11 protein-coding genes are annotated in these 23722 nt (G+C 63.7%); 3 read left to right on the top strand and 8 right to left on the bottom strand.

Annotated features, from left to right (window positions below; translation table 11 throughout):
• Positions 1-61: 61 nt before the first annotated feature.
• The 5 genes from arsC to IU367_RS15245 all read right to left on the bottom strand — a co-directional run bounded on the left by arsC (position 62) and on the right by IU367_RS15245 (position 4307).
• Positions 62-490: a glutaredoxin-dependent arsenate reductase gene (arsC, locus tag IU367_RS15225; protein ID WP_274452345.1), complete on the bottom strand. Its 429-nt coding sequence runs from the start codon at positions 488-490 to the stop codon at positions 62-64.
• A gap of 49 nt (positions 491-539) precedes the next feature.
• The gene (arsB, locus tag IU367_RS15230) at positions 540-1604 is read right to left on the bottom strand and encodes an ACR3 family arsenite efflux transporter (RefSeq protein WP_274452346.1); all 1065 of its coding nucleotides are present in this window, start codon (positions 1602-1604) and stop codon (positions 540-542) included.
• Between the two features lie 134 nt (positions 1605-1738).
• Positions 1739-3505 (bottom strand): arsenical pump-driving ATPase, encoded by a 1767-nt coding sequence (gene arsA, locus IU367_RS15235; RefSeq protein ID WP_274452347.1) that lies wholly within the window; start codon positions 3503-3505, stop codon positions 1739-1741.
• Between the two features lie 60 nt (positions 3506-3565).
• Positions 3566-3934 carry an arsenite efflux transporter metallochaperone ArsD gene (gene arsD, locus IU367_RS15240; protein ID WP_103471264.1) on the bottom strand — a complete coding sequence of 123 codons (369 nt, stop codon included), beginning with the start codon at positions 3932-3934 and terminating at the stop codon, positions 3566-3568.
• A 4-nt stretch (positions 3935-3938) separates the two neighbouring features.
• The gene (locus tag IU367_RS15245; RefSeq protein ID WP_103471265.1) at positions 3939-4307 is read right to left on the bottom strand and encodes an ArsR/SmtB family transcription factor; all 369 of its coding nucleotides are present in this window, start codon (positions 4305-4307) and stop codon (positions 3939-3941) included.
• A gap of 258 nt (positions 4308-4565) precedes the next feature.
• Here IU367_RS15245 and IU367_RS15250 point away from each other — a divergent pair, with 258 nt between their 5' ends.
• A complete protein-coding gene (locus IU367_RS15250; protein WP_274452348.1) occupies positions 4566-4874 on the top strand; it encodes a DUF134 domain-containing protein in 309 nt (102 codons plus the stop codon).
• A complete protein-coding gene (locus IU367_RS15255; protein WP_274452349.1) occupies positions 4871-5398 on the top strand; it encodes a NifB/NifX family molybdenum-iron cluster-binding protein in 528 nt (175 codons plus the stop codon). The genes IU367_RS15250 and IU367_RS15255 overlap by 4 nt, the downstream gene beginning before the upstream one ends.
• 98 nt (positions 5399-5496) lie before the next feature.
• Here the strand turns inward: IU367_RS15255 and IU367_RS15260 are convergent, their stop codons facing one another.
• Positions 5497-6588, bottom strand: a complete 1092-nt coding sequence (locus IU367_RS15260) for an HD-GYP domain-containing protein (protein WP_274452350.1) — start codon at positions 6586-6588, stop codon at positions 5497-5499.
• Between the two features lie 280 nt (positions 6589-6868).
• Between IU367_RS15260 and rimO the strand changes: the two genes are divergently transcribed.
• Positions 6869-8197 carry a 30S ribosomal protein S12 methylthiotransferase RimO gene (gene rimO / locus IU367_RS15265; protein ID WP_274452351.1) on the top strand — a complete coding sequence of 443 codons (1329 nt, stop codon included), beginning with the start codon at positions 6869-6871 and terminating at the stop codon, positions 8195-8197.
• A gap of 145 nt (positions 8198-8342) precedes the next feature.
• Here the strand turns inward: rimO and IU367_RS15270 are convergent, their stop codons facing one another.
• On the bottom strand, positions 8343-8810 hold the full coding sequence (locus IU367_RS15270; RefSeq protein WP_274452352.1) for a GNAT family N-acetyltransferase: 468 nt from the start codon (positions 8808-8810) through the stop codon (positions 8343-8345).
• Positions 8811-9187: 377 nt separating this feature from the next.
• A complete protein-coding gene (gene rtxA, locus IU367_RS15275) occupies positions 9188-23713 on the bottom strand; it encodes an MARTX multifunctional-autoprocessing repeats-in-toxin holotoxin RtxA (protein ID WP_274452354.1) in 14526 nt (4841 codons plus the stop codon).
• Between the last annotated feature and the right edge of the window lie 9 nt (positions 23714-23722).

The following is a 23722-nucleotide window of genomic DNA, read 5'->3' on the forward strand; positions in this document are numbered from 1 at the left end:
CACCCGAGCGTCTGTGCACGAGGGCGCCTGGCGCCCTCGTGATCATTGCTCATGTCTGCGCTTATGACTTGAGGCGCTTGCCGCTCGCATCCACCACCTGCTCGCCATCCTCCTTGGCGAAGGCCCCTTTTTGCTGATCGGGCAAAATATCGAGCACCAGCTCCGACGGGCGGCACAGCCTGGTGCCAAGGGGCGTGACGACTATGGGGCGGTTGATAAGGATCGGATGGGCCAGCATGGCATCGATAAGCGCCTCATCGCTGAAGCTACCTTCCGCCAGCCCGAGCGCCTCGTAGGGGGGCACGTTCTTGCGCAGCAGCTCGCGCACCGGCATCCCCATGGCGGCGATCAGCGCCACCAGCTGGTCGCGGGAAGGCGGCGTCTCCAGATAGTGGATCACGGTGGGCTCGACGCCGCTGTTGCGAATAAGCGCCAGTGTGTTGCGGGAGGTACCACATTCCGGGTTGTGATAGATGGTGATTGCACTCATTTGCGTGTCTCTCATGGCTTAAGTGAATAAAAACATTGGATAAAAAGGGTTAGCGGCGCAGGCCCGCCTCGTACCAGGGTTTGCTGGCGTTGACCACTCGCACCACCAGCAGCATGACAGGCACCTCGATCAACACGCCGACGACAGTGGCGAGCGCCGCGCCGGAGTGAAAGCCGAACAGGCTGATGGCGGCGGCCACCGCCAGCTCGAAGAAATTCGATGCCCCTATCAGGGCAGAGGGGCCGGCCACCGAGTGCTTCTCCCCCACCTTGCGGTTGAGCCAGTAGGCGAGTCCCGAGTTGAACAGCACCTGGATCAGGATCGGCACCGCCAGCAGGGCGATGACCAGCGGCTGCTCCATGATGGCGTTGCCCTGAAAGGCGAACAGCAGCACCAGGGTGAGCAACAGGGCCGCCACCGACCAGGGCTGGATACGGGCCATGACACCATCGAAACTGGCCTGCCCCTTTTTCAGCAGCGCCTTGCGCAGCAACTGGGCGATGACCACAGGGATGACGATATAGAGCACCACAGAGGTGAGCAGGGTATCCCAGGGCACCACTATGCTGGAGACCCCGAGCAGCAGCGCCACCAGCGGGGCGAAGGCAAACACCATGATGAGGTCGTTCACCGCCACCTGCGACAGGGTGAAGTAGGGATCGCCGTTGGTGAGGCGACTCCAGACAAACACCATGGCGGTGCAGGGCGCCGCCGCCAGCAGGATCAGGCCCGCCACGTAGCTGTCCAGTTGATCCGCCGGCAGCCAGTCGGCAAACAGCACGCGGATGAAGAGCCAGCCGAGAAAGGCCATGGAGAAGGGCTTGACCAGCCAGTTGATCAAGAGGGTCACGCCTATCCCCTTCATATGGCCCTTCACCTGATGCAGGGCCCCAAAGTCGATCTTGAGCAGCATGGGGATGATCATCACCCAGATGAGCAGCCCCACCGGCAGGTTGACCTTGGCCACCTCCATGGCGCCGATCGCCTTGAACAGATCCGGCAATCCCTGCCCCAGACCAATGCCCACCAGAATGCAGAGCAGCACCCAGGCGGTGAGATAACGTTCAAAAAAGCCGATGGCAGGGGCTGCCTTGGCATCACAGATTGCAGACATAAAAGCTCCCGATGCGGCGCAATCCCGCATCTTCTATTTGTTCAAAACAAGGTTCAAAACAAGGTTCAAAAAAAGGGTTCATAACAAGTTGACGGCATATTCAAGCCGCCCTGGCAACGCACCGGGCCAGCGATTCAATGGTGCTGACAGAGGCGGCGCAGGGCGTCCGGCCCCACCGGCTCTTCGGCCAGCAGCGGCACCACTGCGTAGCGGCTGGCATGCAACTGTTCAACCGCCTCGATATGGGGCAACTGGCGCTCGGCCCGCAGTTGCAGCAAAGGCGAGCTGACCGCCTCCTGCTGCAAACTGTGGTTGATGAGCCAGCCCCAGGGCTCGATCCCGGCGCGGCGCAAGTCGGCCTGCAGGTTGGCCGCCTCCTGCACCGGCGTGGGCTCGGGCAGGGTGACGATCAGCACCTTGGTCTGTTTGGGGTCCTGCAGCTGCATCATGGGGGTGGTGAAGTGCAGCCCCTTGCTGCCCATCTGGCGAGCGATCTCTCTGTGATAGGCGCCGGTGGCGTCGAGCAGCAGCAGGGTGTGGCCCGTGGGGGCGGTATCCATCACCACAAAGCGCTTGCCCGCCTCGCGTATGATGCGCGAGAAGGCCTGAAACACGGCGATCTCCTCGGTACAGGGGGAGCGCAGATCCTCCTCCAGCAGCGCCCTCCCCTGCTCGTCCAGCACCGCCCCCTTGGTGGCCAGTACCTGGGCACGGTAACGTTCGGTCTCGGCGTGGGGGTCGATGCGGCTCACCTCAAGATGGGGCAGGCTGCCTGCCAGCGTCTCGCTCAGGTGAGCGGCGGGATCCGAGGTGGTGAGGTGCACCGGCAGGCCGCGACTGGCCAGCTCCACCGCCACGGCGGCCGCCAAGGTGGTCTTGCCCACTCCCCCCTTGCCCATCAGCATGATGAGGCCGTGGCCATCGGCGGCCAGCTCGTCCACCAGCGTCCCCAGATCGGGTTGGGTCACACTGTCGTGAGGCTGGGCAACGGATACCTGACTCCCTTTGGATGCACAGGGTTGCAGCAACTGACGCAGGCTCTCAACGCCCACCAGATTGGTGGCAAGCAGCGGGATCGTATCCTGCGCCAGGGCCCTGAGGGCCAGCGGCATGGTAGAGAGGGCCTGCTGCTCACGCTGCCAGAGGGCCTGGGCCAGAGCATCACCGGCGATGGCGCCCTCGGGGAAGAGGCCATTGATGACGAGCTGCTGATTCATGAGCCCGATGGCGGCCAGCTCCTCATGGGTGCGGGCCACTTCCCGCAGGGTAGAACTTTGGGCGCGAGCCACCAGCACCAGCCGGGTGTGGGCAGCATCAGCCAGCGCGGCGACGGCGTCGGCGTACTGGCTGCGCTGTTTTTCCAGCCCCGCCAGCGGGCCAAGGCAGGAGGCATCCCCCTTGCCCTGCTCCAGAAACTCGCTCCAGGCCCCCGGCAGTTGCAGCAGGCGTATGGTGTGGCCTGTGGGCGCCGTATCGAACACTATATGGTCATACTCGGCCAGCAGCGCCGGATCGGTCAGCAGGGCAGTGAACTCGTCAAAGGCGGCAATCTCTGTGGTGCAGGCACCGGAGAGCTGCTCCTCTATGCTGCGCACCACACTCTCGGGCAACTTGCCGCGCACAGGCCCGACGATCCGCTCCCGATAGGCCCTGGCCGCTGCGGGGGGGTCTATCTCCAACGCCGACAACCCCGGCACAGCCGCGATGGCGGTGATGTGATTGCCGATGGTGGTGGCAAACACCTGCCCCACGTTGGAGGCGGGATCCGTGCTCACCAGCAGCACCCGCTTGCCGGCATCGCACAGTGCCACGGCACTGGCGCAGGCCAGCGAGGTCTTGCCCACCCCGCCCTTGCCGGTGAAGAAGAGAAAGGGGGGCGGATCGGTCAGAAACTGAAACATGACGAACTCCTGTCGACAGAGTGGCGAGCCCGGCTGGGCAATCTGGGTTGACGCAGGGGATCAGCAGCAACCGCTGCCGGAGCAGCAATCACCCTTGACGATCCCCTTGATGGCCGCTTGCGGCGCGGGTAGACCCGCATAGCGGGCCAGCTCGCTGCGGCTCGGATAGCGGCCGGTCAGCACCACCTGCCCCTCCACCAGCACCAGCGGCAGCCCCTCCTCCCCCGCGTGGGTCAGAAAGGCGCTGACGGCCGGCGTCTCGGCAAACTGCATCGGCTGCTGCGCCAGATTGAAGCGCTCGATGGCAACCCCCTGCTCCTTGGCCCAGGCAAGGTCGGCGGCAAAGGTGACCAGCGCCTGCTCGACCTGGGTACCGCAGACACCGCTGGAGCAGCAGAGAGCGGGATCAAAAATCTGAATGGCTGACATGGCATTACTCCTTGTTGCAGCAGGGCTGCGCGGGCAGAACATGGGGAGAGCAGGCGGACTCGGCGCGCATCATGCCGCACGCCTCGGGATGGCCGGCGCAGCACTCCTCGGTGAGATAACCGATCAGGTCCAGCATCAGGGGAATGTTGGCGCGGTAGCGCAGAAAACGCCCCTCCTGCGCCACCGACAGCAGGCCGGCATTGAGCATGGCCTTGAGGTGAAACGACAGGGTATTGGGGGCGACATCGAGCTCGCTGGCCAGTTCGCCGGCGACCCGCCCATCCAGCCCCGCCTTCACCAGCAGCCGCCACACATCCAGCCGAATGCCGGAGGCGAGCGATTCAAACACCTTGGTGGCCGTCTCTTTATTCATGCTGTTCACCTTTGTTCTCAGACTCATGATTTCAACTATACAAGAACTATTGAAATGATCAAGTCGCAAGCAAGGATCCGCAATGAGTCACCCCTTGCCAACCGGCATCGCCAAGCCTCATCACATCAGGGCAATTCGCTGGCGCCGCTCGTGCTGCGCGTTCGGATCAGCCGATCATGCATCCGAATCACATCTTCCCTTAACTGGCATATGCTAATTACCATGGAGATATATGGCATATGCCAATCAGGAGCCCCCATGCCCAGACCCAAGATTGCCCGCCAGATCTGTGGCCGCCCCGCCAACAGCTGCTTCAAACCCAATGGCCGCCCCATGCACCAGCTGGAGCAGATCACCCTGGCCGCCGACGAGTTCGAGGCGCTGCGGCTGGTGGATCTGGAAGGCATGCAGCAGCAACAGGCCGCCCTGGTGATGGGCGTCTCCCGCCAGACCCTGGCCAACATACTGAAAAAAGCGCGCTACAAGGTGGTGAACTGCCTGAGCCAGGGCAAGGCCCTGATGATGCAGGCCGGCGACCCCGACCCCCATGGAGAAGACTTTCAATGAATCAAGCAGATAACCAGGCAAGCAACAGCGCCGTCATGCTGAGCCAGGGCCGGCTTGCCGCTCACTTCACTCGCGCCGAACAGCTGCAAATCATGAGCCCGGAGGGCGCCGTGCTCGCCACCCTGCCCAACCCGGCGGCTGGCGAGGGCTGCAGCGGCAAGCAGGCGCTGCTGGCGGCGCTCAAGGCCCATAGGGTTAGCCGGGTGCTGGTGCGCAACCTAGGTGAACGCATGCTGGAACGCCTGCTCGCCAGCGGCCTGCAAGTGATGCAGTGTCGCTCAGCGCGCTTGCCATGGCCGCAACTGCTGGCATCGAGCAACCTGCTGCCACTGACCCAGATCAGTCAGGGCCGCCCATCCCGGCGCCATGCCCGCGCATCCACCATTCACGCCATCACACCCCTCGGCCACCCCGATGCAGACGAGCCTAGCCGCCATGCTTGTCAGGGGGGATGCTGCCACGGCGAAGGGAAATCCGGGTGTCACCAGGGCAAGGAGGAAGGCGCATGCCACGCCTGCTGCTAGTCCCCTGCCCAGACTGGCGGGGAGTGCCGTGACCGGCTTGGCATGCGGATCGGGCGGGAGGCCAGGCGTGAGCAAGGGAGTGCGCGATGGCCACCGCCCTAGCGGGTGACGAGATCCTGATACTGCAGATGGATGGCGCGAAACGCCTCCTTGTTGCGAAGCGCGGCCTCCACGCAGACGGGATCAAACTGGCTGCCGGCATGCTCCTCCAGATAGGCAAACGCCCTGTCAAACGGCCAGGCCTGCTTGTAGGGGCGCTCGCTGGTGAGGGCATCGAACACATCCGCCACCGCAACGATGCGGGCCTCCAGCGCTATGGCCTCCCCCGCCAGCCCCTCCGGGTAACCTTGACCGTCGAAGCGTTCATGATGGTAGGCGATGATGTTCTTCAACATGTCGGTGTGATGGATGCCGTCGAGGCCAAATTCACTGATCATCAGCGCAATCATCTCCCGCCCCTTGCCGGGGTGGATCTTCATGATCTCGAACTCTTCCGGCGTCAGCTTGCCCGGTTTGAGCAAGATGGCGTCCGGCACCGCAATCTTGCCGATGTCGTGCAGCTCGGAGAAGAGGTAGATGAACTCCACCTCCTCGTCGCTCAGCGCATGGCGCGTCGCCACTGAGCTGGCGATGAGCCAGGAGTAAGCCGACATGCGGCGCAGATGGTTGGCAGTCTCCTCATCCCGGTAACGGCTGAACTCCCGCGCCGTGGTAAGCGCCCCGCTCAGGGTCTGAATGGAGAAAAATTCCACCGCTATGATGGCCGCCAGCATCTGGGCATAGGCTGCCAGTTCGCTGCGAATGGGCTCATTGAAGTAGCCGGGCTCCATCGCATCGCAAAACAGAAAGCCAAACAGCCTGCTGTTGAACAGCAGCGGCTCGGTATAGCTGGAGGCATATCCCGCTTCCAGCAGTTTGCGGCTGTGCTCCGAGCTCGACCCCAGCAGGGAGTCAAGGCTGTCGAGCACGCGGGGTTGCTGATGTTCGGCCAGATAGCGCAGGGAGGGCACCTCGCTCAGCTTGACCTCGTACTGCACCAGGGGGGATTGCCCCTCGGTGCTGTGGGCAAAAGTCTGGAGCCGATCCGTGTGCTGGTCATAGATAGCGATGGCCACCCGGCTCAACTTGTCAAAGCGCTGCCTGAGCGTGGCGTGCACATTCTGCATTTTCTCGCCAAATGAGCTATCCATCCCCTTCTCCCTGCTGGTGTGCCTGCAGCTAGTATAGTGACGCCCATTTGCAGGTTTCCGTCTCGTTAACTGAAAGCTCAACAAGATGTGAGCGGGTCGACGGTTCGGCCTGCCCCTGGGAGATACCCCCAAAGGGGCGATGTGACTGGGGTCACACCCGCACAATCTTGCCCCGCCAGAGATATTGTTCGGTTCTGCCATGCTGGCTGTATAGTTTTTGGTTAGCCATTCCGGTAAAATCCGCGCCCTTATAAGAGAGCCACCTAAGAGTGATTGAGCGATGTCCAACACAAAACAGGCCCCCAAAGTAGGATTCGTCTCCTTGGGTTGCCCCAAAAATCTGGTCGATTCCGAGCGTATCCTGACCCAGCTGCGTACCGAAGGGTACGACGTGGTGCCCAGCTATGACGATGCAGAGCTGGTGGTGGTCAACACCTGCGGCTTCATCGACAGCGCGGTACAAGAGTCGCTGGAAGCCATCGGCGAGGCCCTGGCCGAGAACGGCAAGGTCATAGTCACCGGCTGCCTCGGCGCCAAAGTGGATCAGATCCGCGAGATCCATCCCAAGGTGCTCGAAATCACCGGCCCTCACGCCTATGAAGAGGTACTGGGGCACGTCCACAAATACGTGGCCAAGCCTACCCACAACCCCTTCACCAGCCTGGTGCCGGCCCATGGGGTCAAGCTGACTCCCCGTCACTACGCCTATCTGAAGATTTCCGAAGGCTGCAACCACCGCTGCACCTTCTGCATCATCCCCTCCATGCGCGGGGATCTGGTGAGCCGCCCCATCGGCGAGGTGCTGGCGGAAGCCAAGCGCCTGAAAGAGGCCGGCGTCAAAGAGATACTGGTGATCTCCCAGGACACCTCCGCCTACGGCGTGGACGTCAAGCACCGCACCGGTTTCTATGACGGCATGCCGGTCAAGACCAGCATGGTGGCCCTGTGCGAAGAGCTGGCCAAGCTCGACATCTGGGTGCGCCTGCACTACGTCTACCCCTACCCGCACGTGGATGACGTCATACCGCTGATGCGCGATGGCAAGGTGCTGCCCTACCTCGACATACCGCTGCAACACGCCAGCCCGCGCATTCTGAAGCTGATGAAGCGCCCCGGTACCGTCGAACGCACCCTGGAGCGCATCTTGAAGTGGCGCGAGATCTGCCCCGAGATCACCCTGCGTTCCACCTTCATCGTCGGCTTCCCCGGCGAGACCGAAGAAGAGTTCCAGATGCTGCTGGACTTCATCGACAAGGCGGAGCTGGATCGCGTCGGCTGCTTCAAATACAGCCCGGTCGAGGGTGCCAAGGCCAACGAACTGCCGGATCCTGTGCCGGAAGAAGTACAGGAAGAGCGCTTCCAGCGCTTCATGGAGCTGCAGCAGCAGGTCTCCGTTCGCAAGCTGGCCCGCAAGGTCGGCAAGGAGATGACTGTGCTGATCGACGAAGTGGACGAAGAGGGTGCCACCGGTCGCTCCTTCGCCGATGCACCCGAGATCGACGGTCTGGTCTACCTGAACGGTGAAACCGGCCTCAAACCCGGCGATCTGGTCAAGGTGCGCATCGACGAGGCGGACGAATACGACCTCTGGGCCAGCCTGATAGGCTAAGTCCGCAGTCCATGACGGCACCTGCCCGGCAGGCGACAATAAAAAAGCCAGTCAGTGACCCTGACTGGCTTTTTTTATTGATCGCACAAAATGGTTATGCGCGCTGCTGCGCCTGGCGTCACCGGGTCAGCGCTTCTGACGAGAGCTAGAGGCCGGTATCCGCCACCATCACCAGCACATGAAGGCCTTTATAATGGACCTCCTCAAGGGCCTTGAAACCATGACGGCAATAAACGCCACCCGTCAGGTTCTCGGTTTGCAAGTACAGCTTGCTGATCCCCGCCCTGCGGGCACGGCTGAGGATCTCTGTTACCAGCAAGGAGGCGACCCCCTGCCCGCGCGCTTTTTCAACCACATATACCCCACCCAACCAATGCTCATACTCGGGAAACATCGCCATTTCGCGGATCTTGAGCTCGGCAGCCCCCACCCATTCACCGGCCAGGCGGGCCAGTACCATCAGCGGAGCCCGGTCGACCTGGGTGGCCGCCGTGACCTTGGCCAGCACCTGCTCTTGAGTGCAGCGACCAGTGTCGCGGCACCATTCGTCAAAATACCATGAGGCAACCACGCCTGCGGCAGATGGTTCATTAGCCAGTAACAACAACTCCATAAAGCCTCTTTTGCGTATGACCCCTGACCGGCTGGGGAAGGATGAACACCGCAAGGCGAAACCCAGGGTCGCGCCAGCGGACGGCGGCCTCGGCGGCAGCGAGTCTCAAGAACTCGCCGGCCCCAGACCAGGTTACCGAATGGATATCATAACCAGCCGGGGAGTGGAAGGCGCCTATGCCTGGCAAGGCAGGCACAGCCCCATCCATTGGTCGAGCCTGTGATGGGCGGCGAGCAGGCTGCGCTAAGGGGCCGGGAGCCAAGGCGCGCTTTCCTGCTGTTACGCACTGGCAAGGAGGCTCACGCCCACCGTTTTCCCATAAAAAAACCTGCTCCGAAGAGCAGGTTTTGCATGTCATTGGGTTGGCGTCAGGTCGCTCAGGCGACGCGTGCCCGACCCTGTATCACATCCCCCCAGGCAGACTGCACCAGGCTGTTTGCCTGGCTGTCGAGGCGATTGAGCAGGCCCATGTCGCCCGCTTCGGGGGCGAAGCTGCTCATGGCCTGGATCAGGCTGTCGACCGCATGGTGAGAGAGCGCCGTGTAGGCGCGCTCGCCCTCTGCCTGCTGTTCGCCAAGGCCTATGACCAGCTGGGCCCGGTTGTCGGCGAAGTAGTTGCTGAAGGTGGCGCTGCCCAGTTGCTCGAACTTGCCCTGCTCGCTCGCCCCGTCGGTGTGACGGTTGACCAGCAGTTGCAAGTCGTAGCCGCTGCGCTTGAACCAGAGATCCCGCCAGCTGACATCGTTGAAGACAATGAAGTCCTCCTTGCCGATGTCCTGCACCAGGTTCTCTATCACGGCGCCACTGAACACGAAGCTGTCGACGCCTGTGCCACCGCTGAACTGGTTCTGATAACCGCCCAGCACCAGCAGGTCATCGCCGTCCCCGCCATCGAGCTGGCTGAACTTCGCGACCTGATCGGCGATCAGCCGATCCCGGCCGTCACCGCCCCGGATGGTGGCGTGATAACCCATCAACTTGACCTGGTTGTTGCCATGCTCCGCCAGCAGGCGGTTGTGGTTGCCGAACACAATGGCAACGTCATCCCCCTCACCCAGCCGGATCTGGTTGTGATGGCCTATGGTCACCGCAAAGTCCTGATCCGCGCCGGCATCGATCTGGTTGTAGTTGCCGGAGGTGACCAGATAATCCTGGCCTGCGCCCCCTTCCACTATCCCCTCTTCGCCGAAGATGAAGGCCTGATCGTTGCCCTCGCCCATGAAGGCGCGGTTGACACGGCCGGCCAGCACGGCGACATCGTCACCCTGCCCGCCAAACATCATGTTCTCCCGCCCCATCATGATGCCGGTATCCTGACCGGCACCGCCGGTGAAGATGTTGGAGGTGCCGGTGGCATAGAAGACATCGTCCCCGCGACCACCCCAGAAGTTGTTGTTGTCGCCGAGGTAGGCCCCCAGATCCTTGCCGTCTCCCCCCCAGTTGAAGTTGTAGTTGCCAAGGGAGACGTGCATGTCGCCATCCCCCTGCAGGTGACCACTGGTGCGCAGGAAGTCGAAGGTCTGCTCCTGCATGTTGAGCAAGTCCGCCGTCAGGTTCTGCTTGAGGTTGCTGGCCAGCGCCTTGATCTCCGCCTGCTTGTCGCCGTTGAACAGGGTCGCAAACAGATTCGGCAGGCTCAGGGCATTGAAGCCGAACGCCTTCTCCTGTGCGGCGGCCGGCTGGGTAGCGGCCCTGGCTGGGCCCTCCCCCTGCTGCACAGTCACCTCACCGGGTTTGGCCTCCTCGGGCGCCGCCTCCTGCAGGCCATGGCTGCGGGCAAAATCGCCGAGGGCATCTGTGCCCAGATCCAGCCCGGCCTTGAGCTGATCGAGCCACTTGGCCGGATCGGTCAGGCTCTTGAGCTGATCGCCACCAAATTCGGCGATGACCCCCAGCATCTCCTGCAACAGCGCAGGTGCATCGATGGCCGCGCCATCGCGCGCCACCAGCTGGCCCCGGGCGTTGTAATCCACCCCGAAGATATCCGCCAGCGTGGTGTCGGCGCCGACCCCGGCCAGTCGGCCCAGCAGCCGGTTTTGCAACTGGCGCGGCAGATCGGCCGGAGTGAAGGTAAAGGTGGTCTTGGCCTGCCCGGTCGACGTGAACTCCTGGGTCAGGATCCCGAACAGGGAACCCAGGTTGGTGTCCAGCATCGCCTGGATGTTGTCACCAAACACGAAGTTCCAGTTGCCCGTGGTGACCTGGATATCGGCCCCCTGTCCGGCCACCGCGAAGTTGAACGCCAGCTTCTCGTTGGCCTGGCGCAGCTTGTCCGCCCGGCTCAGAGGTCCCTGTTCACCCTGGCCACTGCCAGAGATGCGCTTGTTGAACTCCTTGTTGAGGGTCGCCTCCAGATCGCTCTTGAGGCCGCGACTGCTGCGCTCATGGTCGCTGTCCAGAGCCGTGAGCGAGCCGTACTTGACGCTGCTGGTCTGATCCAGCCCGGCCATGTCCGCCACGAACTTGTTGGCGCCGGCCAGGGTCCACTGCTCCCACTGGCTGGCAACCCAGTTCGGCTGCGAGCCGTCACCGGCAATCTGCTGCAGGGCACCGGCGATGCGGGCCGCCCCGCCAAAGGGGTTGACCATGGGCGGCGTGGGGATGGATTTCTCCAGCATCACGATGAGATCGTTGCTGCGCCCCAGGTTGAAACTGACGTTGCGTTGACCCATGAACAGCTGGGCCCCCTCCAGCGCCCGGTAACCGGCGATGTCGACGCTGTGTTTGCTGTCGCCATCCCCGATGTGCACCATGACGTTGTTGTCGCCGAAGGCCAGCGACTTCATGCCGCCCGTGCCCACTTTGACACCCAGGTTGCTGGTGCCCCAGTTGAGGGCGGTGAACTCGCCATCCCCCACGTTGACCTGAATGTTGCCGGAGTAGCTGACGGCATTGTCGGCCTTTCCAGCGGCAGGCTCGGACTGACGCTGTTTTTCGGGGGCGACGAAGGTCTCGTCGTTGTCGGCGATGGCGCCACGGACGCGACTCTCGCCGTCACCCTGGCCCACTTTGGCCAGATCTATATCCCCTTCGGCCACGCCGCCGCGCACCAATTCGGTGTGCACCACAGGTTCGCCGGCTTCGTTGAGGGTCAGCACCACCTTGTTGCCGGCCACCTTGCGGGTCCAGACATCCTCTTCACCACGGGTGTGCTTGCGACCAGCCAGATCGACCGCCACCTCGCTGCTGCGGGCCGATATATGGGCGCTGATCCCCTCATTTTTCAATGCCTTGATGAAGCGGCTCGCAAACCCTGTCTGCTGGTCGTCGCTCACCAGGGAACAGCCCACCAGGCTGACGTAGCTCGGCTTGCTCGCCACGCCCGCCTCTTGCAGGCGATCGCCCAGGCGGCGCAGACGCCCGGCCAGCTCATCGGCACTGTAGCCACTGAGCCGGCTGTTGTTCTGCTCGTCACCGTCGCGACCGTGACCCACCACCTGCCAGCGAATATTGCCGGCCAGCTGCGCAGGATCACCATACACCACCCGATAGTTGCCATCCGCATCCAGCTGCACCACCAGGCTCTTATCCGGGTGCTTGCCGGCCAGACTGGCCGCCGCCTTGGCGGCAACCGGATCATCTTCGGTCTGGATGATGATCTGACCATCGAAGCGGGTCTCGCCCCCCTGGCTGCCCGGTGTCACCTCAGGCTGCTGCCACTGGGTGACCTGCTGGTTGCGTACCGGCTGATCCACGCCATCCAGGCCCGCCAGCGGCGTCCATTTCCTGGCGACATCGCCATACTCGACGCGCTGGCTGGTGTCATCCTCCTGCAGGCGGAAGCGGTTGTCCGCATCCACCTTCAGGGCGGGCAGCCCCAGACGGTGGGTAATGCCCGGCACAAAGCCTTCGATCCCCTTGTGGGAGGCCAGGTGCGCGCTGCCGTAGATGGCGACGAACTTCTCGCCAGCCGGCAACTTGCCCAGCACGTCGACGGCGACGTTGTTGGCCGCCCCGGCGCGATACATGAGGCCGTGCTCAGTCCCGGCAATCGCGGGTCTTGCCGTGCTGCCGTCGTCCAGCGCCACAATCCGCAGCCCTTTCTCACGCGCTCGCTCGAACAGGGAGGGATCCAGATGCTTGGTTTTCAGCATGGTTGCCAGCTCGGGGGACATGTCTCCCCCCGCCAGATAGCGGTCGATCAACGGCTGCGCCAGCTCGCCGCGCAGGTGCTCCAGACCTATGACGGTCACCCCCTGCGCCTTGAGGGCATCCATCTGCTCGTTGACGAAGCGCAGACCATTCACGTCGCTGCCATGGGTTTCCCCGATCAGCAGGCCGTTGCGGTTCTCCAGCAGGCGTGACAGCTGTCCCGCCAGCGTGCTCTCCTGCGCCACCTGGTCGTTCAGATCCCGCAGGGCATTGCCGGCATAGCGGGCATCCCAGGCCGCCACGTCCGTCTGCTTGCTGCTGCGATAGATGCTCTCAACCTGTTCGAGGCGGCGGGACTCCAGCTCGCCGAGATAGCGGCGGTCGGCAAACTTGTCCAGCATGATCATCTCGGCAGAGAGCTCGGAGCCGGGCGCCGCCTGCTTGGCCGCCTCCTTGATGAAGTAGACAGTCATCTGGGCAGACTGCTCCCCCGTCATGTCCTGCAACTCCTGATAGGAGTAGCCCAGGTGCAGCACCTTGCCGGTCTCGTCCAGCACCGCCTTGCTCAGCAGCCCCTTCGACTGGGCGTCTGCCAGCCACCTCTTCAGCTCGCCATACTGCTCGCCGAGCGCGACATGGAAGTTGGCGTCAAAGGGCAGATCCGCAGGCGCCTGGCCCTGGTATCCCCCCTTGGCCGCCAGATAGGGATCTTGCGCCGCCCAGCGCAGCAACATCTGGGTGAGACCCGGATGCTGGCCTTTTGCCTCCTCGGCAGCCTTGCCGATGACGAGGGCTGCCAGATCGGGGCGACTCTTGGCCAGTGCCGCGACATCGGCTTGCAGCGACGCCAGCTCACCGTGATAGAGCCCGCCGTTGAGCTGGCTCTGCAGCTTGCTCAGCGCCGGGTTTCTGCCGGAGCCTTCGTGCCTGGCCTGGTAGTCGTCGATCAGCTTGTTCAGCCGCAATGCGGCCTCCACCTGCACCTGCCCGGTCGCACCGTGCAGCACGGCGAGCTGATCCAGGATCCCCTGATAAGATTCGCCAATGGGCTTGGCAAATACCTGGGCGGCTTTTTTCAGCTCATCCGGGCTGTAGGCATCGGCAAACAGGCTGCTTGCCCGCTCCTGCGCCACCACCTTGCCCGGCAGCCCCGCCATCGGACTCTCGTCAAACACCGGCAACTGCAGGATCTCCTGCAGCGTGACCTTGTTGGCCAGATCCTTGGACGGCTTGAAGCGGGCGAGCTCGCCCCCGTTCATCTCGGTTACCCGGAAGAACAGCGGCTTGCCATCCGCTCCCGGCGTCAGATGGTAGCCGTTCGCCATGTCGAGCCCCTCCTTGCCAAAGAAGCGGGTCATGTAACGACTGAATTTCTCGGCGGAGGAGAACTCGACTATGCCCACATTGGGATCGTAGAAACCGTAGACTCGGCCCGACTCACCCTGCTTGGACCAGGCGGCCATGGCGTGGCCCGGCGCATCCAGCTCCAGCAGCACGGGGGCTGCGTTCCCCTTGGCGGTCAGCTTGCCGAGCACGCTATCGAGCGAGATGGCGCTCTTGCCCTCCCACTTATCCTTGACGATGTCGTACTTGATGCTGCGCAGGCTGTCGTAGTTGTAGGACGCCGGCGTGTTGTTGTGGATCTCAGCCAGACTGCCCACCAGCTTGCGGGCATTGTCCAGCTCGGCGACCGAGTAACGATCCGGATTGTTGATGACGGCGGCGGCCGAGTAGAGCTTCTCCATCATGCGCCGCGCCAGATCCGGCTGCCCCTCGCTCTCCAGCTGCTTGGCGACCAGCACCAGCTTGGAGAGGGGATCGCAGCGACCACCGAAGCCGTCATCCGCCAGGTTCAGCAACAACAACTGGGGTGCCAGGTGCTCCCTTGCCAGCGGATCTGCGCCCCCTTGCGAGGCTATGTCACGGAACAGGCGATTGAACTGTTCAACCCTGGGCTGGATGGTGCTCTTGAGCGCCCGGTTCTCGATCTCCCAGGCGAGCGCCCCCTGCTGTTGTGGCGTCAGGGTCGGCTGGGTGAACAAGTCGACCAGCTGGGTCATGCTCATGTCGGGCTGGAAGCCGTCAACCACCTTGCCGGCCAGTCCCTGCTGGTAACCCGCGAGGAAGGCCCTGGTGGTACGTATGTCCTTGGCCACGCCGTTGCTGCCCACCTGCGGGGCGAGCGCCTCCTGGTAGCGCTTGAGATCGCGCTTGATGCCCTCGATGCCCTTGAGCGGCGCCTCGGCGTCCGCTGCCGGCGGCGTGCGACTGAACAAGTCACCCACAATCTGCTCGGCATACTGGCCCATCAAGCGGTTGCTGGCCAGATGGCCATAGAAGGTCTGCTCGCCGCTGACCTGATAACCGGCCACGGCCAGCTTGGCCCGCAGTTTTTCCCCCTCGCTGCCGAGCCCTTCGTTGTCGGTCAGCAGCATGATGGGCGTGCTCTTGGGCAGGCCGTCGAGGTTTTTCTCCACCGAGAAACGGCCGTTGACCGCCTTGGCAAGCGCCCCGACCAGGCCGCCCGGGTTGGGCAGCTCGTGAGCCGTGATCGCCTTGCTCATGCTGGGCATGGGGCGATCGAGCAAGAGGGCGCCCACCGGCTTGCCCTGCTCGGCGGCATAACGGGCCAGATCGGCGGCGATGGGGCCGCCCATGGAGTAGCCGTGGATCAGGATCTTGTCCGGTGCCACCCCGCGCTCTTCCACCAGATAGCGGAACATGGTGCGGGCATCCTGATAGACCCCTTGCTCGCTTGGGCCGCCATCGCTGGCACCGTAGCCACGCAGGTTGACCGCCAGCATGTCGATGCCCTGCTTCTGGTAATGACTGCGAACGGCATCGGCCTGCTCCTCGGCGGAAGAGCCCGAGCCATGCAGGAACAGCACCACCTCGGGCTTTCCATCCTGCTGAGTTTCTTGTCGTTCGGCACCCTTGTGCAGGTAACCGGACAGACGGCCGGCGTCCCCTTGCAGGGTCACCTGTGCGGCCTCTCCCTTGCTCACCGCATGGTCGAGCAACTGCCGGGTGATGTCGCCCACCTGGCGCCGCTCATCACGGGTGCCATAGAGGTTGTCGTTGAGGAAACGGGTCAGGGGGTTGAGCGGCTGCCTGTCCAGCGGTGCCGAGCCGTCGTTCTCCATGGAGACGGGCTTGCCGGATGAGGCGGGTTCAACCACCTCGACAGGGGCACTGACCTTGCGCGGCGACCCGAGTGCGGCCAGCTCAGCCAGCTGCGCCGAGTGGGCGTGTTGCTGATAAAAATCGAGGGTGCGGCCGAAGGCACGATCGAGGGCATCCTGCACCGCCGCCTTGCCGGCATCACCCGCCAGATCCACCAGATCCCGGTAGTTGGCGGTGTAGCTCTCCAGCACCTGCTTGCGCGCATCCCCGCTCGCCTGCAACGCCTGATAGACCGCCAGACTCTCGTTCACCGAGTGGCCGCCATCGAATACCAGGAAGGCAAGGGTGTTGAGGTAGGCCTGACTCGGGGAGTAAGCAGGGTCTTTCGCCGCCAGATAGTTGTTCAGGTGCACCATGATGTTGGTGGAGCCGGAGGCCCCGGTCACCACGGGCAAGCCCTTGTCCAGCGCGTTGCGCTCGAAGGTGGTCTCCTTGCCCGGCGTCAGTATGCGGCCATCGGCCACGCTGCGCCCGCTCAGGAAGTCGTCGTACTTGTCGCCGCCGGGCTGATAGTGCAGACCCGTGCCGTAGTCGCTGGTGGTGCGACCCGGCAAGTCGACTTGCAGCAGACCGTCCTTGGCAGAGGCGATCTCGGTGCTGGTCGAGCGCGCCTTGGTAATGACGCTGCCATAGAAGCGATCCCCCTCTCTCTTCCAGTCGGCCGTGTCCATGCCGAGCTCGGGATGGGTGGCCATCTTCACCGCAAGGAAGGGCACCTTGATGACATCGAAGCCGTTGTCGACCCGGGTCATCATCTGCTTGAAGTTGGCCAGATTCGGCTCGGCCAGGAAATCGGTCAGGCTGGGCACCCGGCTGAACCAGGGACGGGTGTCCTTCTTGATGGCCTCGGCGAATGCCGCCATCTTCTTGTCGATGCGCTGGCTCTGGGTGGCCTCGTCCAGCTGCAGTGTCTGGATCCAGTCGCCAAACTCCTTCACCAGGCTGGCACCCAGTTGCGCCGAGGTATCGATCGCCGCCTGCGACGGTGAGGTCACCAGCGCATGGGCAATCTCGGAGTCGAAACGACGGCCAAACAGGTTGTCTATGTACTGGCCGGTCGCCTTGCTCTTGTGCGCATCGGCAAGCAAGGCTTGCGCCAGCACCTGCAGCTGCGGCTGATCCCCCAGCGTCTTGCTGGCAGTCTCAAACAGGGCGATGGTACGAGGCCCATTCACCTCGCCAGAGAGCCAGAGCGCCTTGACCGCTGCGGCCAGCTGGCGGGTTTGCGGCGTGTCGAACTGACCCAGCTGATGGGCAAACGCGATCAGACTGTCATGCTCGGTACGGGGCGCCTGCCGCTCGGCGTTGGAGTTGGTGTCGGTGAGCGGACGAATGCCGAGCTCGGTCACCCTGGCTATGTCGGTGGCACTCAACTCACCCACCACTCCCGTGATCCGGCCTATGCCGTCGAACACCAGCTGATGTTCGAAGCGGGCTGTCTGTTCAGGCGGCAGGGCCAGACCATGCACACCGGCAGCCTTGGCCCTGAAGGCAAAGGTGTGGCTCAGCAAGGAGGCGGCCTCGAAGCGCAGCGCCTTCACCTGTTCACCGCGCTGGGCAAACTCTTTGGGGTCGCGAGCCTGCCACTGGGACAGGCTTTGCTCCAGCAGCCCCAGATTCGCCTCCGATGGCTGCTGCTGCACCCGAACCACGGCCTCGCGTACCGCCTTGAGCCGATCGCTTGGCAAGTCGGTCGAGAGCTTGCCCAGCTGGCGGCGAGTGGAGTCAATGAAGCCATTGTCTTCACGCCTGAGCAGCTGGAAGGCAAAACCGGCGGTCTCGGGCACGGCCACGGCCGGGCCCCGCATCGGGCTTCCCAGCCCGGCCAGGGAGACCCCGGACAGACCCAGCTCGGCGCTGCGGCGCGAAGACGCATGGCTCGCCGGCACAGCGGCGCCCGACTCGCGCTCACCGACCATACCGGGCAGGGTGATGGCGGGCGTGCCATGAACACGGTTCCCGGCATTGATCTGCAGGCGATTGACCGCAGCCAGGGCGCCATCGAGGGCGGACTGCTCCTGTTCACTCAAGCCATTGGCGGCATCGATGGCCGATGGCTGGGCGCCGGCCGCAGCATAGGTCGACAGACCTGCGGCATCCGGCGCATCCAGCTCACCGGTCTGAGGCGGCCGGGGTGCCGCAACCGGGATCTGGCCGTCATGCGCGTCCTGACGGCTCGGCTTGTCACCGCTTTGTTTCAGGCTCGCCGCATTCTGTCTGGCCTGTGTTGCCTGCTGGCTGGCCTGGCTGCTGGCCTGCTCGCCTGCGGCCTGGGCCTGGCTGGCACTCGACTCGCCCTCTTGCTGCCGCTGCCGGGCATCGGCCTCGCGGGTCAGGGCATCGAGACGGCGCTGCTCGGCCTGCTCGGTCCGGCTCTGCCCCTGCGCCTGGGCCTCGCCCTGCAACTGTTCGCTGCGCTGCTGACCCGATTTGGACTGGGTCAGGGCGGCATCGACCTGCTGGCTCTGCTGCTCGCGGCGAGTTTTGGCATCCGCAATCGCCTCGCCTGCCGTGCCGCTGGCCTCTTCCAGATCTTCCTGTGCATCGGTCAACAAGCGGTCGGCAAAACCATTGCGCCAGTGCTGGCCGGACGGGATGGTGGCCGCTTCGGGCTGTTTGAGCTGTTCAAACTGGCGGGCCAGGGTGTCGAGCTGAGCCGTCATGTCGCGCGCTTCCGCCTCGATGACGCCGCGCTGATCCTGACCATTCTCGGCCAGCTTGCCCTCATCGGTGGCTTCCAGCTGGGACTGAGCGCCCGAAAGGGCGGCCAGCTGCTGTGCCTTCTCCTGCTCCAGTCGCTGTTTGTCGGCATCGGCACTGGCCCGATCGGCTTGGGCCTGGGCGGCGTTGCCGTCTTGCGCCAGTTGCGCGCTGACCTGGCCAATCTCGGCCTTGCCAGCCGCCGTGGCGACCACGTTGTCGAGCAGATAGCCAAGGCCGTTGCTCTCCCCCGTGCCCCGGAACGCCAGGGTATTGCTCCCCGCGCGAGCGGTCAGGGTCAGCCGTTTGGTCTGCCAGCTGGCGGCGTCGCCCTCGCTGGCAAAGACGCGCTCGCCGTTCCACAGTACCTCGATGCCGTGCTGCAGCGAGATGTTGGCCCGACGGGCAAAATCGAAGTCCAGAGTGACAGTCTCGCCTGCCTGGAGGCCGGCAAGATCCTGGGAAATCTGGGTGTTTCTGTCGGTGGAGAGTTCACTGACACGCTGGCCATGACCTTCGTCAGCCAGCCCGTAGGTGGCGGCAGAAAAGTCTGCCTCGATCCCGTCACCGGCATGCTGCCAGCCGTGGGCGCCCCGTTCGAAATCGCCGTTGACGATGAGGTTTTCGCCGCCCCTGGCCAGGCCTTGCTCATCGAGCTGCAACGCCTTGTCCATGGCTTGCTCGTCGCGCTCGCCGGTCTGGCTCACCTGGCCGGTCAGGCCGCTCGCCAGCGAGGATTTCACCTCGCCAATCTCGTCCAGACCGAAGCCGCTCAGGGTCTGTACATCCCCCAGACTGGCCGCTTGTGGCGTCTTGACCGGGCCCTCTTCATCGCCCTGTACCAGGTAGTTGATCGCCTGGTTGCCTGCCGCACCGAACAGGGTCTGCTTGATGTTGTCAAACAGGGTACCGAGCTTGTTGCTGCTGGTGTTGCTGCTGGCGATGGCCAGGCTGTAGAAGTCGCCGTTGCCTATCTTGATGGCCACGTTGTGGCGGGCATAGGCCGCCGTGACGTCGAGCCCGTCGCCGATCTGGACATTGGCATTGCCCTTGCCCTTCATGACGGCGACGTTGAGCCCGTCCCCCACCTTGGTGTTGAGGTTGTAATCACCCCAGGCCAGGTTGATGGAGGTGCCGTCGCCGACCTTGATGTTGTTGTTGAACTTGCCGTAGGCGGCGGTGACGCTCAGGCCATCCCCCACTGTGGTGGTCTGGTTGACCTCCCCCTTGGCGAGGGTGACCTGGATACCGTCGCCCACCCGGGTGACGACGTTGGCCTTGCCGAGCAGGGCCTGGTAGCTCTCGCCATCCCCCACCTGGGTGACTATGTTCGCATCCCCCTTGGCCAGCACGACCTGACGGCCATCCCCCACCTTGGTGATGATGTTGGCGCGACCCCAGGCACCTGTGTAACTGTCGCCGTCACCGACCTGGGTGACCAGGTTGGCCTCCCCTTGCAACACCGCCAGCTCGCGGCCATCGCCGACCTTGGTCAGCACGTTGGCGCGGCCCTTGGCGAAGCTGTAACGGTCACCGTCACCGACCTGGGTCAGCAGGTTGACATCCCCCCAGGCCCCCTGCACCACCAGGCCGTCGCCCACCTTGGTGATCAGGTTGGCGCGGCCCTTGGCCAGGCCTATGGTGCTGCCGCCACCGACATGGGTCATGACGTTGCCTACCTCGGAGATGAGCAGGCCCACAGTGGTACCGTCACCTATCTTGGTCAGCAGATTGCCCTTGCCCCACAACACAGCAGCCGTGGTGCCATTGCCCACGTGGGTCAGCACGTTGGCATCGGCCTTGGCGATGACGCCAAGGAAGTCATCCCCGACCTTGGTGATGATGTTGGCTTTGCCCAGCGCCAGTACCCCGGTCAGACCGCTGCCCACATGGGTCACTATGTTGGCCTTGCCAAACAGGGCCGCCAGTGTGGTGCCATCGCCCACCTTGGTCATCACGTTCAGCTCGCCGGCGAACAACCCCAGGCTGGTGCCGTTGCCGATGTGGCTGTAGATGTTGGCCTTGCCGATCATCAGCGCGGCGGTCAGGCCATCGCCCACCTTGGTCATCAGGTTCGCCTGCCCCAGCATGGCGGCGAAGGTCTCACCAAGGCCGACATGGGTGAAGACGTTGGCATTGCCCACCATGGCAGCCAGCGTCATGCCGTTGCCCACCTTGGTCGCCAGGTTGCCCTGGGCCAGCATAAGGGCGACGGTCAGGCCGTCACCGACATGGGTGAAGACGTTGGCCTTGGCTACCATCAGCGCCAGGGCATTGCCATCCCCCACCTTGGTGAAGACGTTGGCCACCCCGCCCATCAGGGCCCAGGCGTCGCCCTGACCTATCTGGGTAAACAGGTTGCCCGCGCCTATCATGGCGGCAATGGCCGTGCCGTCACCCACCTTGGTGAACAGGTTGCCAACGGCACCCATGACCCCCAGGGTGGCGCCATCGCCGACATGGGTCAGCACGTTGCCCGCCCCCAGCATCACGGCAGAGAGATCGCCGTCACCGACCCGGGTCAGCACGTTGGCCGCCCCCAGCAGCAGCGCCTGGGTATCACCCCGGCCAATCTGAGTCAGCACATTCACGCCGCCCCCCAGTATGGCCTGCACCTTGCCATTGCCCTTCTTGGTGAGCACGTTGGCGCCCCCCAGCAGCACGGCGCGGGTATCGGCAGCCTCGTCCCCCTGGCTGATGTGGGTGAGCACGTTGGCCCCCCCCAGCAGGCCGGCGGTCAGCTGGCCGGCACCCAGCTTGGTCAGCACGTTGGCACCGCCCACCGACAGCGCATCGAGCCGGCCATTGCCGGCCTGGGTCAGCAGGTTGAAGCCCCCGCCGGCCAGCCAGAGACCATTGCCATCGCCGATCTGGGTGTGGGTGTTGTAACCGCCCAGCATGACCACCTGGCTGTCGCCACGGCCCTGCTGCACCGAGATGTTGCCATAGGCCAGCAGGCGGGCCAGATACTCCCCGTCCCCGCTGCGTACCAGCACGTTGGCCGCACCGACGGCATAGACATCCATCTTCCCCTGCGAGCCCTGATGCACCAGCACGTTGGCCAGGCCGGCACCACGGAACACCAGATCGCCGCGCTGACCGCGCTTGATCAGCACGTTGGCCGCCCCGGCGCCGTTGAAGTGGATATTGCCCTCGGTCACGTCGGACTCGATGACGTTGCCGCCACCTGCGCCGTCGAAGAAGATGTCGCCCTTGCTCTTGCCGCCGCTCTGCTGGCGGGGCAGCAACGGCTGGCTGGAAAACTCGCGGGTGGCCGGCAGTCGATCCGACACGGCCGTGACGGTATCGAGCTGGTAGTGCACCTCGCTCAGGGAGTAGCCCCCCGTGCCCATGGCACTGAAACCCGTCTGCTCCGAGATGACCTGATCGGCCAGGCCGGCGATGTGATCGCCCTCCTTGTACCAGGCCCTGGCCAGGTACTTGAGCGCACCGGTTTCCCTGTCGTTGGCCAGCTCTACCACCACTATCTTGGTGTAGGGGCCAAGCAGCTTGGCAAACACATAGGTGTTGGCCTGCGCCCGGGATTTCACCGCGCTGACCGCGACCTTGGTACCATCTTGATAGATGGCATGACCACTCATGTTGGCCGTGGAGAGGGTGACATCGGCGGCGGCCACGCTCACGCCACCGCCGTAGTTGATCCAGCTGTTTTCGGTCAGATCCGCTTCCACCGCCTGCAATGTGATGCGCTGACGCCGTTCAAACACCAGGTCCGTCAGGCGATACGCGCCGTCGGTCCGGGTCGAGGTAAATCCTTGTTGTTCATTGATCTGGCTGCTGGCCAGGCTGGCGAGGTGATCGCCCTCCTTGTACCAGGAGGTGGAGAGATAGCGCAGGGGGCCCTGCTCGCCCTCGTTGGAGAGTTCGACCCGGTTTATCTTGGTGTACATGCCATCGAAGAAGGCAAACAGGTAGGTATTGGGTTGCAGGGTCGACTTGATGGCCGTGACCGCCTGGGACTGGTTGATCCAGCTGCCGCCCATGGTGGCCGTGGTCAACGCTATCTCGTCGGCACGGGCGCCTGCGAAGGGCGAGCTGTCGCTGCCAGACCCCTTGCGGGAGAGGTGGTTGTACCCCCCCGCCCCCTTGAAGTGGATGTTGCCCTCGGCCACATCGGAGAGCAGCCGGTTGTAGCCACCGGCCCCGTTGAAGCGGATGTCGCCGCGGGTCTGCAGATAGGCATCATCCTCATGGCGCAGACGGGAGATCTCGTTCCAGCCGCCGGCGCCGTTGAAGGTGACGTCCCCCTCGCGCCCCTTGCGGAACACCTTGTTGTAGGCACCGGCGCCGTTCAGGGTGACGTTGCCGGACTCAACCTGGGAGCTGATGATGTTGGCCGCACCGGCGCCATGGAAGCTGATGTTGCCCTGCGACCCCTGATACTGGCTGTGCCAGGTGCGGTCCAGCTTGTTGGCCGCCCCGGCACCACTGAAGGTCAGATCGCCCCTGTCGGTCTGGTGCCAGAGTTTGTTGTAACCACCGGCCCCCTCGAAGCTGACGTTGCCACTGATCCCCTTGCGGGTCAGGAAGTTGGCAAGGGCCGCCCCCTGATAGCGGATGTCGCCCTCGCGCCCCTGGTGATCTATGTTGGTGCCACCGCTGGCACCGGCAAAGTGGATATTGCCGGACTCGGACTTGCTGATGTCCGCGTAGCCCGCCGCCCCCTTGACGGTCAGGTTGCCGGACTCATCGACCACCTTGAGGTAGGCGGCGCCGCCGTACACGCTGTCATTGCCCGTGCCGGTATAGACGGTGGCGCCAATGGAGCCGATCTTGATGGTGTCGTCACCGCCATAGGCACGGATGACGCCGCCAAAGCCAAAGGCATTGATGTCATTATTGCCATCATCTGCCGTGTAATTACCGGTAAAGAAGTACTCAATACTTCTCCATACACTCTTTCCCATGTATTAACT

The sequence above is a fragment of the Aeromonas bestiarum genome (assembly GCF_028751155.1).
GTDB classification, from domain to species: Bacteria; Pseudomonadota; Gammaproteobacteria; order Enterobacterales; family Aeromonadaceae; genus Aeromonas; species Aeromonas bestiarum.